The sequence below is a fragment of the Anaerobacillus alkalidiazotrophicus genome, assembly GCF_001866055.1.
This window is the reverse complement of record NZ_MLQS01000030.1, coordinates 294,575-307,972: the sequence shown is the minus strand read 5'-3', so window position 1 is coordinate 307,972 and position 13,398 is coordinate 294,575. Positions and strand designations below refer to the sequence as shown.

Below are 13,398 nucleotides of genomic sequence, written 5' to 3'. Positions count from 1 at the left end.
AGGGACTTGAGAAATTAGGTATTTTTGTTTTTGAAGACATTACTAGCATAGGTTTCTGGTTTTACCCCAAAAGGAAGTCATGTAGTTCTTTCTTTAATAAAAGAAGGACTGCATGACTCTTTTTTTGTATTGTTAATAACAACGACACGCTTCAATTAATTCAGCTACTACCCCTTTCGTTTGTTCCCAATTATCAACTGAAGCACCCGCAGCTAAAGGATGACCACCACCATTAAACTTTTGGGCCACTTTATTTATAATTGGTCCTTTGGAACGAAGTCTAACTCGAATTAAGTTATCTGGCTCCTCAACAAAAAACACCCACGCCTTTAATCCTTCAACATTGGCAAACGTATTAACTAACTTTGAAGCATCGTTGGCGGTTACTCCATAATGTTCGAGTAATTTGTTTGGTAAATTAATGACACCTACACCATATTCTAAAATTTGAAAATTGGTTAATATATACCCTTCAAGTCGAGCATCTTGTAAGGATTTCACATCCATTTTTTCATACAATTCAATCGGTGAAAACTGATATTTAATTAGCTCACTTACGTAGCGAAAAGTCTTTTCTGTTGTATTAGGGTAACGAAATCGTCCCGTATCTCCAACAATACCAGCGTATAAGCACCTTGCAGCTTCATCTGTCAATTGCATCCCTTTTAAATCTTTCCAAGTTTCATAAAGTTCATAAATCATTTCACAAACAGAACTTGCTCTAGAGTCTACCCAAATGATATCACCATAAGGGTCTTCATTTGGATGATGGTCAATTTTAATGATTTTATCACCATTTGTATATCTTTCATCGCTAATTCGTTCTACATTAGCAGTATCACAAATAATAATTAACGCATCTTGAAATGTTTCGTCAGAAATCTCGTCCATTTTAGAGATAAATCGAAGTGACTTTTCTTCTTCACCGACCATATAAACTTGTTTTTGTGGATAGTGATTTTTTAACATGAGAGCTAAACCTGCTTGTGATCCTAATGCATCCGGGTCAGGACGAACGTGACGATGTAAAATAATTTTGTCATAACTTTCAACAGCTTCAATAATTCTTTCTTTCATTCAACTTCTCCTTTTTAAATCAATCATAGAGTTGTGTGTTATTATCTTTTAGGATCTCTCTTAACGAAACCAACATACTCTTTATCGATCGATAATTTGCGCCATTAGTAAAGCTTTACCTACAATAGTTCCCTCATGAAAAATTTCTACATCAACCTTCCCAAACTTACGGCCAATTTCTAATATCCTTGGAACGATATCGATCAAACTTTCAATTTGAACTGGCTTAATAAAATATAATGTTATATTTTCTACTACCAGATCTCCCTTTTTTTGAGTACGTAATGCTCGACTTCCTGCTTCCGTTACAATTGTTGTAAATACCCCGTAAGAAATTGTCCCGAGTTGATTCGTCATCTGCGGCGTTACCTCACAGCGATAACAAATTTTATTATTAGTTGAAGCATCTTGAAAACCACTTGTAACCAAATCCTCTATGGTCTCACCTACATGAGGTTGTCGCTGATTCATTTGTAGAGCCTTTAATACATCCTGTCTACTGATAACTCCAATTAACTTTTTATAATTATCGACAACAGGAAGTTGTTCAATCCCCTCCCATACCATGAGATGAGCCGCTGATGCCACTGATGTTTGCCCAATTACAGAAATTGGACTTTTCGTCATGACTTTATCTATTTCTAAAGTTTTATCTACACCCATAATATCCTTAGAAGTAACCATACCTTGTATTCTCATGTTTTCGTCAACAACAGGGTAACGACTATGACTAGTTTCATGATTTAAATAAAACCATTTTTCAACCAGGTCTGTTGTCTTCAAGAAATAAGTGTCTTCTAATTTAATGTAAATATCATCGACTAAAATAATTTCTTTTTTTATTAATTGGTCGTATATTGCTCTATTAATCATCGTTGCAACTGTAAACGTATCGTAAGTTGTGGAAATGATTGGTAATGCTATTTCGTCAGCTAACTTTTTTACTTCATCAGAAGTATCAAAGCCACCCGTAATAAGTACTGCTGCTCCTTCTTGAAGAGCAAGTTTGTGTACTTCATTTCTATTACCTACTATTAGCAAGTTCCCAGCCTCTACATAACGCATCATTGCTTCCGCTTTCATAGCACCAATAACAAACTTACTTAACGTTTTATATAAACCGTCTCTTCCACCTAGTACTTGTCCATCAACAATATTAACAACTTCAGCAAAGGTTAGTTTTTCAAAATTATCTTTTTGTTTCTTCTCTATTCGGATTGTACCAACACGTTCAATTGTACTTACTAATCCTTGGTTTTCAGCATCTTTAATTGCTCGATAAGCTGTCCCTTCACTTACTGACAACGCTTTTGCAATTTGTCTTACAGATATTTTATTACCAATGTCTAGTGATTGGATATATTGCAAAATTTGTTCATGCTTTGTCATCAAGCTCCTCCTCTTCTAGCCTGTATTCATGAAATAATGGGCCTGTACTGATACAAGTATAGCGATCAGAGAGCTTGACATCAAGGCAATTATCCATATTGTCGTACTTTTTGTTTCTTTTGTATACTTATATTTCTTCTTGTTGTTTTCATTCGTTTCATTTTATCACTATATAACAGAGCAATAAGGTTTCCACTAATTGCCATAAGCGCAAACAGTAACCAAGTAGCTGAAAAAATAGTAGTCTTCAAATCGGCTTGAAAATTCAAGTATGGTACACCGTAAAATACAATAGCGATTCCTAGTATAAAACATAAAAACAAACGATTTCTTCTCATAAACTCACCCTCCTTATAGGTTGTCTTACTTGCATTATATGCAGAAAGATAATAACAATGATTAGTTTCATCTTAATTTTCCGTAAAAATAGACTAAACCAAAATGGTTTAGTCTACTTCATACTATTCACTTCTACAAATCCATCGTTTCTCCAGAGGTTAAAACCCTACCCTCAACCCCAGGTGCTAACAATGCAATAAACGCCTTTGGATCTTGTTCGATTACCGGGAATGTATTGTAATGAATTGGAATTACAATTTTTGCTCTTAACCATGTAGCCGCAATAGCTGCATCCTCTGGTCCCATTGTAAAATTATCACCAATTGGTAAAAAAGCAACATCAATATTATTACGTTCGCCAATAAGCTTCATGTCTGAAAACAGAGCCGTATCGCCTGCATGAAAAATGGTTTTTCCTTCTGCGGAAAGTAATATTCCTGCAGGCATTCCTGTATAAACAATCTTTTTATTTTCTTCTTCTACGTAAGCAGAACCGTGAAAAGATTGAGTAAACTTCACTTTACCAAAATTAAATTGGTGTGAACCACCTAAGTGCATTGGATGAACCGTTACTCCTTGCCACCCTAAATACGTAGCCAGTTCAAATGGTGCAACAACAGTGGCTTGATTTTTCTTTGCTAGTTCAACTGTATCGCCTACATGGTCGTTATGACCATGAGTAAGTAAAATAACATCTACTTTTAGGTCATTAAAGTCGAGGTTAGTTTGGCTATTACCTTTAATAAATGGGTCAATGATAATCTTCTTACCATTCGTTTCAATACAAACGACCGAATGGCCATGATATGTTAATTTCATAATTTATCACTCCTAAACTTTATATTTACTTTATTTACAAACCTACTACGCTTTTAAACGTCATAATCCTTCTATTTTTTTATAACGAAGGTTAAACTTTAATATAAAAAGTGAAGCATAAAATTAACAAACACTCTAGAAAATGGTACAGTTTTAAATATGCTTACCTTATCAAATTAAAATAGGAAGTGAGTAAAATGAACATACGTATAAAAAAATTAATGAATTGGCTTGCTGAAAACGACTACGACTTTGCTTTTGTCCAAACAAAAGCAAATGTATTTTATTTATCTGGCTTTTTTTCTGAACCTCACGAACGTTTAATTGGTTTATTTATATTCCCAAATGATGAACCAGTTCTAATATGTCCAAATATGGAAAGAAATCCAGCAAAATCGGCTGGATGGGAATATGAGATTATTAGCTACAGTGATACTGATAATCCTTGGGACTTAATTCACCAACTATTAAAAAGGCAAAATAAATTAGGACATGCAATCGCTATCGAAAAAGAACAAATCTCCTTCTCTCGAGCAAACAATTTTTCACATATGTTTCCTGACACTAAATTTCATTCTATTGAAGATAAGTTAAATTCATTACGTCTAATAAAAGATGAAAAAGAGCTAACTGTTTTAAAACAAGCTGCTGAACTTGCAGATTTTGGTGTTGAGGTTGGCGTCAACACCATTAAAGAAGGTAAAACAGAAATGGAAATTTTAGCTTTAATTGAATATGAATTAAAACGCAAAGGTGTCCGGGAAATGTCCTTCTCGACAATGGTCCTAACAGGAGCTAATACAGCAGATCCTCACGGCAACCCTGGCCAAACTAAAATAAAAAGAGGGGATTTTGTTTTGTTCGATCTTGGAGTAGTTTTAGATGGATATTGCTCTGATATTACACGTACAGTAATTTATCAAGAGGTTAGCGAGAAACAAAGACATATTTACGAAACGGTTTTAGAAGCACAAAATGCGGCTTTATCGTTATGTAAGGTTGGATCAAAAATAGAAGATATCGATACAGTAGCAAGAGATTATATAGAAAAAGCTGGTTACGGAGAATATTTTCCACATCGTATTGGACATGGTCTAGGAATTGAAGTACATGAATTTCCTTCAATGAACAAAAATAACCAGGATTTATTAAAAGAAGGGTTTGTTTTTACTGTTGAACCAGGTATTTATGTACCTAGTATAGGAGGCGTTCGTATAGAAGACGATATTGTCATTACAAAAGACGGTTTCCGCAGTTTAACCAGCTTTCCAAAAGAGCTACTGGTAGTAAAGTAACCACCTAAAATTAGTAAGTTAAGCTAGAAACAGTGAGTTTTTTCATCCTCACTGTTTCTAGCTTTAACATATCACAAAACTTAAGGGGATTATTCTTTCAACCTAAAGTTATATCTACTCATTTTTAATCCATACCCATGTATATAATTTATTTTCTCCATCCATCCACCGGATATCGAGGCGTTCTAACTTTGGGAATCTCTCCTGTTTCAGTATCTTAACCATGTCTTCAATTTTAGCACTTTTGGATAGATTCAAAGTTTTGATAATTGAATGCATTTCTTCTTTTGCAACTTTAGTTTTTATTACACGCTCACCTTTTTCATATTCATACTTACCTGGACTAGTATATTCCCACTCATGTTCTATACCATTCTCAACGATTGAAATCTTTAAGTATAAACTTTCCATCAAATTAAGAGCCAATCCTTGTGATGGGATTAAAACAAAGCTACTACTAATTATCAAAGATATTAAAAATAACTTTTTCAACATTATTATCACCTCATCACTACTATTAGTAAATAATGGGTAAATTATACAAGTGCTACTTGTATTACGGTCACACAATTTAAATAAATTAAATTAATATGTCGCACTTCTTCAACTTTCATTACTAACGATAGCGATGCAAAACATCTACTCCACCAGTCACTTCAATAACTGCACCAGTTATCATATCAGAATTTTCTTCACAAAGAAACGATATCATCCGCCCAATATCTTCTCCTGTCCCTGATCTTCCAATTGGGGTATCCTGATCGAAATGGTTCCGTGAGTGTGCAATAGAGGCCTCTTTCATCTTACCGACAATATTCCCAGGACAAACCATATTAGCAGTTATGCCATTTTCTGCTTCTTCAATCGCAATAGTTTTTGTTAGCGAAACAAGCCCTACTTTAGCAGCTGCAAACGCTGAACGATAAATCCAGCCTGGAGTACTTTCTGCACCTTGGAAACCACAAGTAATAATACGCCCAAATTTTTCCTTTTTCATCATAGGTATAACTTGTCTTATTAAATGAAATACACTACTTAAATTACCTTCCAACATTTCATACCACTCAGAGTCACTATAGTCCACTAACTTTTTTCTTTGAAAAACATACGGACCAGCATTATTTATTAAAATATGTATGGCACCAAAGGAGTTCACTGCAGCTTCAACAAGATGTACTAAATCTTCCTTTTTAGTTACATCTGCTTGAAAAAATTGAAAAAAACCCTCATATTTTTTCCATTCCTTTGAAAGCTGCTTAACAGCTTCTTGGTCGCTTCTATAACTAATCGTAACCATATGCCCCTTTTCTAACATCTGTTCAGAAATTTTTTTCCCTAAACCTTTTGTTCCAGCTGTGATTAAAACATGACGCATAGAAAAACTCCTCCCCATATTTTTATTTATTTAAAAACTAAAACAAGTTATTCTCAATTGTTCTTAGCACTATTATAGAAGTATGTAAATTATATGTAAAAAAGAATGTCTTATTTAGAACAATAATACTCACCTTGGCACTTTATACCAAGGTGAGTATTATTAATAAAATTATTTATTATCAGTATTGTTATAAGTATCATTTCTCTTTTTTGTTTCTGTTGTTCCTTCGTAATAGGAATCTAACAGTTGTTGCCTAATAATCGCTTCTCCCTCTTCATCAAAAATTATATTTTTAATTTCTTGCTCTTTCAATAATACCACCTCCCTTTTCCTCTTAAATATTATTCAACAAACTTTCTCAATTTATGACACGACCTTTAATTTAACAATCTGATATTCCATGTTATACTTAGTACGAAAAGGCTTTCATTATCTTATAAAAAGGGGTGGAATCCATGGAGAAGAGTTATTCAAGAATTCTCGTAGCAGTAGATGGTTCAGAAGAAGCAAAAAAAGCTTTGCTTAAGGCAATTGATGTTGCAAAAAAAGAGCAAGCTAAAATTTTTATTGCTCACGTTGTAGACACAAGGACTTTTGCAACCGTTGAACAATATGATCGAACTGTTGTTTCTAGAGCTGAAGAATACGCTAAGGACATGCTTTCAGCTTATAAAGCTGAAGTTGTAAAGGCCGGAATAGATGTAGAGTGTATTTTAGACTTTGGTTCACCAAAAGTAAAAATTTCCAAACATATATCACAAAGGTATAATGTTGATTTAATTATTACAGGTGCCACAGGATTAAATACCGTTGAAAGACTTCTGATCGGAAGCGTTTCAGAATATATTGCGAGAAGCGCTAAATGTGACGTCCTTATAGTTCGTAATTAGAAAAGAACTAACACTTACCTATTTAACGAAATTAGTAACAAAAAAAGAGCTGAAAATCAGCTCTTTTTGTTACTTCTTATTTATTATGCTTTCAGCCTTAACAATCGCTTCTTTTACTTGATTAAACCCGGTACCACCTGCACTGTTACGTCTTGCCACAACAGTTTTCGGCTCAAGTACGTGATAAATATCATCTTCAAATAATTCACTAGCTTCTTTGAATTCTGCCATTGATAAATCTAACAAAAACTTATTATTCTGAATACAATGAAGTACTAATTTGCCGACAACTTCATGAGCAGCCCTAAAAGGCATTCCTTTACTCGCTAAGTAATCAGCAAGTTCAGTAGCATTTGAAAAGTCTTCATTCGTTGCTTTTTCCATGTTATTGTCTAACACTTTCATCGTTTCAATCATCCCAGCAAAGATTTGTAGACTGCCTTTCACAGTATGAACTGTATCGAACATACCTTCTTTATCTTCTTGCATGTCTTTGTTATAGGAAAGTGGTAATCCCTTTAATGTAGTTAATAGCGAGAACAAACTTCCGTAAACTCGTCCAGTTTTCCCACGAATCAATTCAGCCATATCAGGGTTTTTCTTTTGTGGCATTATACTACTTCCTGTCGCAAAGGCATCGTCCAGTTCAATAAACTGAAACTCTTGACTAGACCAAAGGATAATCTCTTCACAGAGGCGAGATAAATGCATCATCAACATTGATGAATTACTTAGAAATTCAATAATAAAATCACGATCACTAACCGCGTCCATACTATTTTCATATATACCATCAAACCCCAATAATTCCGCTGTAAAAGCTCGGTCAATTGGAAAAGTGGTACCCGCAAGAGCCCCTGCACCTAACGGAGAAATATTTATCCTTTTTATGCTTTCTTCATATCTTTCATAATCACGCTCTAACATCCAAAAATAAGCCATTAAATGGTGCGCAAAAGAAACAGGCTGAGCACGCTGCATATGTGTATAACCAGGAATAATCGTTTCCACATGTTGTTTCGCCTGTCCAAGAAGAGCTTCCTGAAGGTGTTTTATTGAAACCATTATTTCGTTCACCTGATTTCGAAGGTAAAGGTGCATATCAGTTGCAACTTGATCATTTCTACTTCTACCAGTATGCAATTTTCCCCCTACTTCACCTATTTCATCAATAAGAAACTTTTCAATATTTAAATGAATATCTTCATTTTGAACGTTATATTCTAACTCACCTTTTTCTGCTCTTTCCTTAATAACTGTAAGGCCAGTCAATATTTTCTCAACATCTTCTTTTGGAACAATACCACACTTTCCTAACATTTTGATGTGTGCCATACTTCCTTCAATATCTTCATTTACTAACTCTTTATCAAAGCCAATGGATGCCCCAAAGGCATCCACCCAGCTTTCTGCTTTTTTTGTAAAACGTCCGCCCCAAAGCTTAGCTGTCACAGTTGATTGACTCCCTTCTTTGTAACCATGCTGCTAACTTTTGTAGGTAAGCCCCAAAGCTTAATAAATCCAACTGCAGCACTATGGTCAAACTCATCATCAGTTGAATATGTTGCAAGCTTTTCATCATACAAAGAGAATTCTGACTTACGGCCTTCTACAATAGCATGCCCTTTAAATAATTTTACACGCACTGTTCCCGTTACTGTTTTTTGTGTTTCTTTTAAAAATGCTTGCAAGGCAGGCATTAACGGCGAGAACCAAAGTCCATCATAAATCATTTCTGTTAGTTTCTTACTAACAACAGGTTTGAAATGAGCAACGTCCTTTGTTAACGTTAAATCCTCTAGTTCTTTATGAGCTTTTAATAATGTCATTGCACCTGGGCACTCATAAACTTCACGTGATTTAATTCCTACTAAACGGTTTTCTACGTGATCAATACGACCAACACCGTGTTTACCAGCAATAATATTAAGCTCTAAAATTAATTGATCAAGCTCAAATGCTTTGTCGTTAATTGTTTTTGGAACACCTTGTTCAAAGCCAATTTCAATAATTTCTGGCTCATCTGGTGTTTCTTCTAATGGTGCTGTTAATTCATAAGCACCTTCTGGTGGAGTTGCCCATGGGTCTTCTAAAATTCCACACTCATTAGCTCTACCCCATAGGTTTTGGTCTACCGAATACGGATTATCCAAGTTAACTGGAATTGGAATGTTATGTTGTTTTGCATACTCAATTTCTTCATCACGACTCCAGCCCCATTCACGTACAGGTGCTAAAACCTCTAAGTCTGGATTTAGAGATTGAATAGAAACTTCAAAACGAACTTGGTCGTTTCCTTTTCCAGTACAACCGTGGGCTACTGCGCTTGCTCCCACTTGGTTAGCGATTTCCACTAATTTCTTTGAAATTAACGGACGTGAAAGAGCGGATACCAATGGATATTTATCTTCGTACATTGTATGAGCCTGTAATGCTGGCAAAACAAAATCCTCAGCAAATTCTTTCTTTGCATCTACTGTATAAGACTGAATAGCACCAACTTTTAGTGCTTTTTCTTTAATAAAATCCAAGTCCTTACCTTCACCTACATCAAGACATACAGCAATTACATCATACCCTTGATCTCCAATCCATTTAATAGCAACTGATGTATCTAATCCACCAGAATAAGCTAAGACAACTTTCGGTTTACTCATTTTTAATTCCCCCGTTTATGAATATTGATACTATTATCATTATAATTATACATAAGTTTTTAAAAGAAAAGAGGGTTTAACAACCTCTCTCATTTATACTGACTTTTTATACATTAATAACTAATCACTACTTTATCAACAAATTATAAAATTTGCAATACAGAATCATAAAAAAATATAAATATTTTTATCAAATTTTATTCACTTAAATGAATTTCCTAATCCAATTAATCAAGGGACACCAAACTACATCTTGATGAAAGCGCACCCAACACAGCCAGATATTGTACCTTGTACAGAAAATCTGTAATATAAAGCTGAACTTCAATCAGTAGGGGTTTTCCTTCATCTCCACTGATTGTTAGATTAACTTACTGCCCCTTAAGAGTGGGATAAAATTTATCAGGTTTGGTTACGGTAATTTGGAATAAAAAATGAATAAAGGTGATGCAATACTGTAAATGGATATTCTTCCATAGGGAGATGTCCACAGTGCTCAATAATTGCTAACGTAGAATTTATTAGGTTTTGATTTAAAAATTCCCCCTCTTTAAGTGATACTACTTGGTCTTCTCTCCCCCACAACAAATATGTATCATGACAAATAGTTTTCAGATCGCTTTCCTTCATATCATCTTCTCGTTCTTTTCCCAATTTAAGAACAGCTTGAATAACTTCTCTCTTTTTACATGTATCAATATAAGGTTGTAATATCTCGCCTTCTAAGCCAACTCCACCTGCTAAAACTTTAGAAATAGCGATGTCTACCATACGATCTTGAAAATAAAAGCGAAATGCGGCTTCATCAGCAAATGGAATGCAACAAAAAAGTCGTGCAATTTTCGAAGGACGTTTTCTTTGGGCAGACGCTCCTATTAAAAATAACTTATGAAAAAGATTAGGTTTTTTTAAAGCTGCTTGAAGAGCAATTTGTCCACCAAGCGAATGTCCTACTAAATGAACTTTATTAAGTCCTAGTTTCTCAATAAAGCTAATTGTTAGTAACCCATAGTTTGTTAAAGTGTATTCAAAATCATGACTTGATACAGTTTGTCCAAAGCCAGGAAGATCAAAGGCAATCACCCGAAAAAACTTTGTCATATGTTTCATAATCGGATACCAACACAAAGATGAGCTAATAAAACCATGAAGGCATACTAAAACATCTTTTCCATGAAGACTATCCTCATAATAAATTTTTGTACCATCTATATAAACAAAATGTTTCTCCATAAAAACCCCTTTACTACCCTTCAATTCTATACATTTTAGAATAAGCTATTAAAGGAGTTTTCATGTATTTTTTATTGTTTTTCACTAATCATTTTTTCTTCTAATAAAAATCGTTTCTGATAAAAGTTATGAGCGATATTCGAGACTTGTTTGGTAAAGAAATAGTTCGCTGATGCACCTGCAGCAATCCCTAAAATAGGTACTCCTTGTATTGTTTTCTTCTTTAACATAAGTACTAAAAGTCCTTTAGTAAGTTGCTTAATCGGTTGTTGTAAACATACTAGGGACTCACCACTTGTTTTTTCATCGAAAAAGATCCATTCATCCTCACAAGAATCTAACTCTAGTAACAATTTGTTCCAACCTTGTTTTTGCAATGTTTTTGGCAAAGTTGAAACATGAAAAACTTTCAGGGCTAGCATTACTTCATATGGCTTTCTTAAATCGTAACCATACGTCATTGCAGTTAGTTGTATTGAACGTAAATTTACTAACAATAATAGTGGTAAATCTAATACTACTAATGGTAACCCACCAATTCCTAATGTTCCGCCCTGGGTAAGAGAAACTAGTCGTTGCTTTGCTAGGAACTTATTTGTTATATAGCGAAGCTGATCGATTGTCAACTTTTTCATATCATTAATATTCTCAACATCACTACGGAATACTCTACCTTGTTCTAAAATTTTCGAGATAGTCTTTTGATCGAATTGGTTGTCTTGAATGATTGAATATGTATGAAAAATCATGCTATCAACAGCCTGTAATAGTTTTTTTTGAACTTCAGGTCGCCAAGATTTTATTATATTATTGAAGTTTTCTTCAAATGAGTTGAGGGAATTTGTTTCTCCTTTATCAAAATACAAATGTTCCCACTTTTTAATTTCTTCCCAAACGTTTTTTTTACGACCTTTTAATTCCAATTCCTCCACTCCCTTACATGCAATTTTCACAATTTATATTTAAGAAGCTATACTACAGATTTTTACACGGTTACCATATTAGTTCGATTCTACCGTTACATTAAAATATGAAGTTTACTCAACTATCTATTATTTTGTATTTTCCTCTTTAAAATAGGAGAATAAACCCAAGCATCATTCGTACTTTGACATGCTAACTTCATCGCGTTTAGTTTCGCATCAATTTGATCTAAATAATGAAAAAAGATTGCTTCTGGTATTTTCCCAGAAACTGCACTTCCGTAGCCTAAATCAACGTCTCCATGATGACTTAATATACAATGCTTTAAAGCTAATAATTCCTCATCACTTATCGAAACTCCTGCCTCACTAGCAGCTTCGTTTATAATCTCAATGCCTAATACTATATGTCCCATTAACTCTCCTTCAGTTGTATATTCAGGAACAATTGGATCTGCAAGCTCCTTAGTTTTCCCTATATCATGTAATAGACAAGTAGCTAGGATTAAGTCTTTATTCAATTGAGGATATACGGGAAAAAGCTGTAATGCAGATCGCATCAATGTTACAATATGCTCTAATAGGCCAGCATAGTATGCATGATGCATTGTTTTGCCAGCAGGCAGCGTGGTTAAATTATCACGTATGTCTTTATTTATTAATATCGCTTTAACAATTTTGTTTAAAGTCGGTGAATGTATTTCTTCAATCATCATTCTTAGTTCTTGCCATAACTCTTCTCTTGAAGTGCACGGCATTTGTACTAGGGATTGTATATCAATACTATCTTCTGGGGTAGATAAACGAATTCGTTGGATTTGTATCTGCCTTTGATTTCGAAAAATTGTAACTATACCATCCACTTTAACAATTTTTTTTACTTCAAAAGATGTTTTTTGCTCTTCAGAAATATCCCAAAGCTTTGCCGAGATTACTCCAGAACGATCACCTAACACCAGATCGAAATACTCTGAACCATTTGTCGCTATTTTTTGTTGCAATTCTTTAATAAGGTAGAAGCCAATCAAACGGTCTCCTTGATCCGCATCTATAATTAACGTCAATTCCTGCACCACCTTTTATTTGTAAACACTTTCATCACTAAATTAGAGCTTGTAACTGAAATTTAGCATCCACTAATTAATATAATATTAAACCTAAATAATTTTATAGTACAAAAAGCACCTACTCCACTTGAGCAGATGCTTTCTTCATTTACCACTCGTAAGGGGAAAGAACGCCAACTAAAACCTTAGATAACGATAAGTTTTTGTTAACTGCCCCTATGAAAGTCTAAAAATCCGATATAGCAAAACCTTATTTTAGTAACCACCGCAGATTACTCCTATGTATTAATAAACAGTGGGAGATCTATAATTACTTTACTCCCACTGTTTA

At 34.2% G+C, this 13,398-nt stretch carries 14 protein-coding genes; 2 read left to right on the top strand and 12 right to left on the bottom strand.

The window, feature by feature from the left end:
- Positions 1–132 precede the first annotated feature (132 nt).
- The 4 genes from BKP45_RS17500 to BKP45_RS17485 all read right to left on the bottom strand — a co-directional run bounded on the left by BKP45_RS17500 (position 133) and on the right by BKP45_RS17485 (position 3,624).
- The gene (locus BKP45_RS17500; protein ID WP_071389875.1) at positions 133–1,077 is read right to left on the bottom strand and encodes a DHH family phosphoesterase; all 945 of its coding nucleotides are present in this window, start codon (positions 1,075–1,077) and stop codon (positions 133–135) included.
- 81 nt (positions 1,078–1,158) lie between these two features.
- Positions 1,159–2,466, bottom strand: a complete 1,308-nt coding sequence (locus tag BKP45_RS17495) for a CBS domain-containing protein (protein WP_071389874.1) — start codon at positions 2,464–2,466, stop codon at positions 1,159–1,161.
- Between the two features lie 89 nt (positions 2,467–2,555).
- Positions 2,556–2,804, bottom strand: a complete 249-nt coding sequence (locus BKP45_RS17490; RefSeq protein ID WP_071389873.1) for a hypothetical protein — start codon at positions 2,802–2,804, stop codon at positions 2,556–2,558.
- A 133-nt stretch (positions 2,805–2,937) separates the two neighbouring features.
- Entirely contained in the window at positions 2,938–3,624 is a 687-nt protein-coding gene (locus BKP45_RS17485) for a metal-dependent hydrolase (RefSeq protein WP_071389872.1), read from the bottom strand.
- 197 nt (positions 3,625–3,821) lie between these two features.
- Between BKP45_RS17485 and BKP45_RS17480 the strand changes: the two genes are divergently transcribed.
- Complete coding sequence (locus tag BKP45_RS17480) at positions 3,822–4,919, top strand: M24 family metallopeptidase (RefSeq protein WP_071389871.1); 1,098 nt, start codon at positions 3,822–3,824, stop codon at positions 4,917–4,919.
- Positions 4,920–5,033: 114 nt separating this feature from the next.
- On the opposite strand, the gene BKP45_RS17475 is transcribed toward BKP45_RS17480, so the two are convergent.
- The 3 genes from BKP45_RS17475 to BKP45_RS22700 all read right to left on the bottom strand — a co-directional run bounded on the left by BKP45_RS17475 (position 5,034) and on the right by BKP45_RS22700 (position 6,609).
- Positions 5,034–5,414 (bottom strand): hypothetical protein, encoded by a 381-nt coding sequence (locus BKP45_RS17475; protein ID WP_071389870.1) that lies wholly within the window; start codon positions 5,412–5,414, stop codon positions 5,034–5,036.
- 121 nt (positions 5,415–5,535) lie between these two features.
- Positions 5,536–6,294 (bottom strand): SDR family oxidoreductase, encoded by a 759-nt coding sequence (locus BKP45_RS17470; RefSeq protein WP_071389869.1) that lies wholly within the window; start codon positions 6,292–6,294, stop codon positions 5,536–5,538.
- A gap of 171 nt (positions 6,295–6,465) precedes the next feature.
- Positions 6,466–6,609: a hypothetical protein gene (locus tag BKP45_RS22700; RefSeq protein ID WP_169824101.1), complete on the bottom strand. Its 144-nt coding sequence runs from the start codon at positions 6,607–6,609 to the stop codon at positions 6,466–6,468.
- A gap of 143 nt (positions 6,610–6,752) precedes the next feature.
- Between BKP45_RS22700 and BKP45_RS17465 the strand changes: the two genes are divergently transcribed.
- Complete coding sequence (locus tag BKP45_RS17465) at positions 6,753–7,187, top strand: universal stress protein (RefSeq protein WP_071389868.1); 435 nt, start codon at positions 6,753–6,755, stop codon at positions 7,185–7,187.
- 69 nt (positions 7,188–7,256) lie between these two features.
- Here the strand turns inward: BKP45_RS17465 and argH are convergent, their stop codons facing one another.
- The 5 genes from argH to BKP45_RS17440 form a co-directional block, all read right to left on the bottom strand.
- Positions 7,257–8,639 (bottom strand): argininosuccinate lyase, encoded by a 1,383-nt coding sequence (gene argH, locus BKP45_RS17460; RefSeq protein WP_071389867.1) that lies wholly within the window; start codon positions 8,637–8,639, stop codon positions 7,257–7,259.
- Positions 8,636–9,844 (bottom strand): argininosuccinate synthase, encoded by a 1,209-nt coding sequence (locus BKP45_RS17455; RefSeq protein WP_071389866.1) that lies wholly within the window; start codon positions 9,842–9,844, stop codon positions 8,636–8,638. Before BKP45_RS17455 ends, argH begins: the two co-directional genes overlap by 4 nt.
- A 402-nt stretch (positions 9,845–10,246) precedes the next feature.
- On the bottom strand, positions 10,247–11,077 hold the full coding sequence (locus tag BKP45_RS17450) for an alpha/beta fold hydrolase (protein ID WP_071389865.1): 831 nt from the start codon (positions 11,075–11,077) through the stop codon (positions 10,247–10,249).
- Between the two features lie 71 nt (positions 11,078–11,148).
- On the bottom strand, positions 11,149–12,000 hold the full coding sequence (locus BKP45_RS17445) for an EcsC family protein (RefSeq protein ID WP_071389864.1): 852 nt from the start codon (positions 11,998–12,000) through the stop codon (positions 11,149–11,151).
- A 122-nt stretch (positions 12,001–12,122) separates the two neighbouring features.
- Positions 12,123–13,064: a 3'-5' exoribonuclease YhaM family protein gene (locus BKP45_RS17440; protein ID WP_071389863.1), complete on the bottom strand. Its 942-nt coding sequence runs from the start codon at positions 13,062–13,064 to the stop codon at positions 12,123–12,125.
- Positions 13,065–13,398 lie beyond the last annotated feature (334 nt).

Excerpts from the sequence above, each read along its gene's own strand:
- BKP45_RS17490 (WP_071389873.1), bottom strand. The coding sequence starts at position 2,804 with ATGAGAAGAAATCGTTTGTTTTTATGTTTTATACTAGGAATCGCTATT.
- BKP45_RS17485 (WP_071389872.1), bottom strand. The coding sequence starts at position 3,624 with ATGAAATTAACATATCATGGCCATTCGGTCGTTTGTATTGAAACGAAT.
- BKP45_RS17455 (WP_071389866.1), bottom strand. The coding sequence starts at position 9,844 with ATGAGTAAACCGAAAGTTGTCTTAGCTTATTCTGGTGGATTAGATACA.
- BKP45_RS17495 (WP_071389874.1), bottom strand. The coding sequence starts at position 2,466 with ATGACAAAGCATGAACAAATTTTGCAATATATCCAATCACTAGACATT.
- BKP45_RS17450 (WP_071389865.1), bottom strand. The coding sequence starts at position 11,077 with ATGGAGAAACATTTTGTTTATATAGATGGTACAAAAATTTATTATGAG.
- BKP45_RS17500 (WP_071389875.1), bottom strand. The coding sequence starts at position 1,077 with ATGAAAGAAAGAATTATTGAAGCTGTTGAAAGTTATGACAAAATTATT.
- BKP45_RS17475 (WP_071389870.1), bottom strand. The coding sequence starts at position 5,414 with ATGTTGAAAAAGTTATTTTTAATATCTTTGATAATTAGTAGTAGCTTT.
- BKP45_RS17480 (WP_071389871.1), top strand. The coding sequence starts at position 3,822 with ATGAACATACGTATAAAAAAATTAATGAATTGGCTTGCTGAAAACGAC.
- BKP45_RS17470 (WP_071389869.1), bottom strand. The coding sequence starts at position 6,294 with ATGCGTCATGTTTTAATCACAGCTGGAACAAAAGGTTTAGGGAAAAAA.
- BKP45_RS17465 (WP_071389868.1), top strand. The coding sequence starts at position 6,753 with ATGGAGAAGAGTTATTCAAGAATTCTCGTAGCAGTAGATGGTTCAGAA.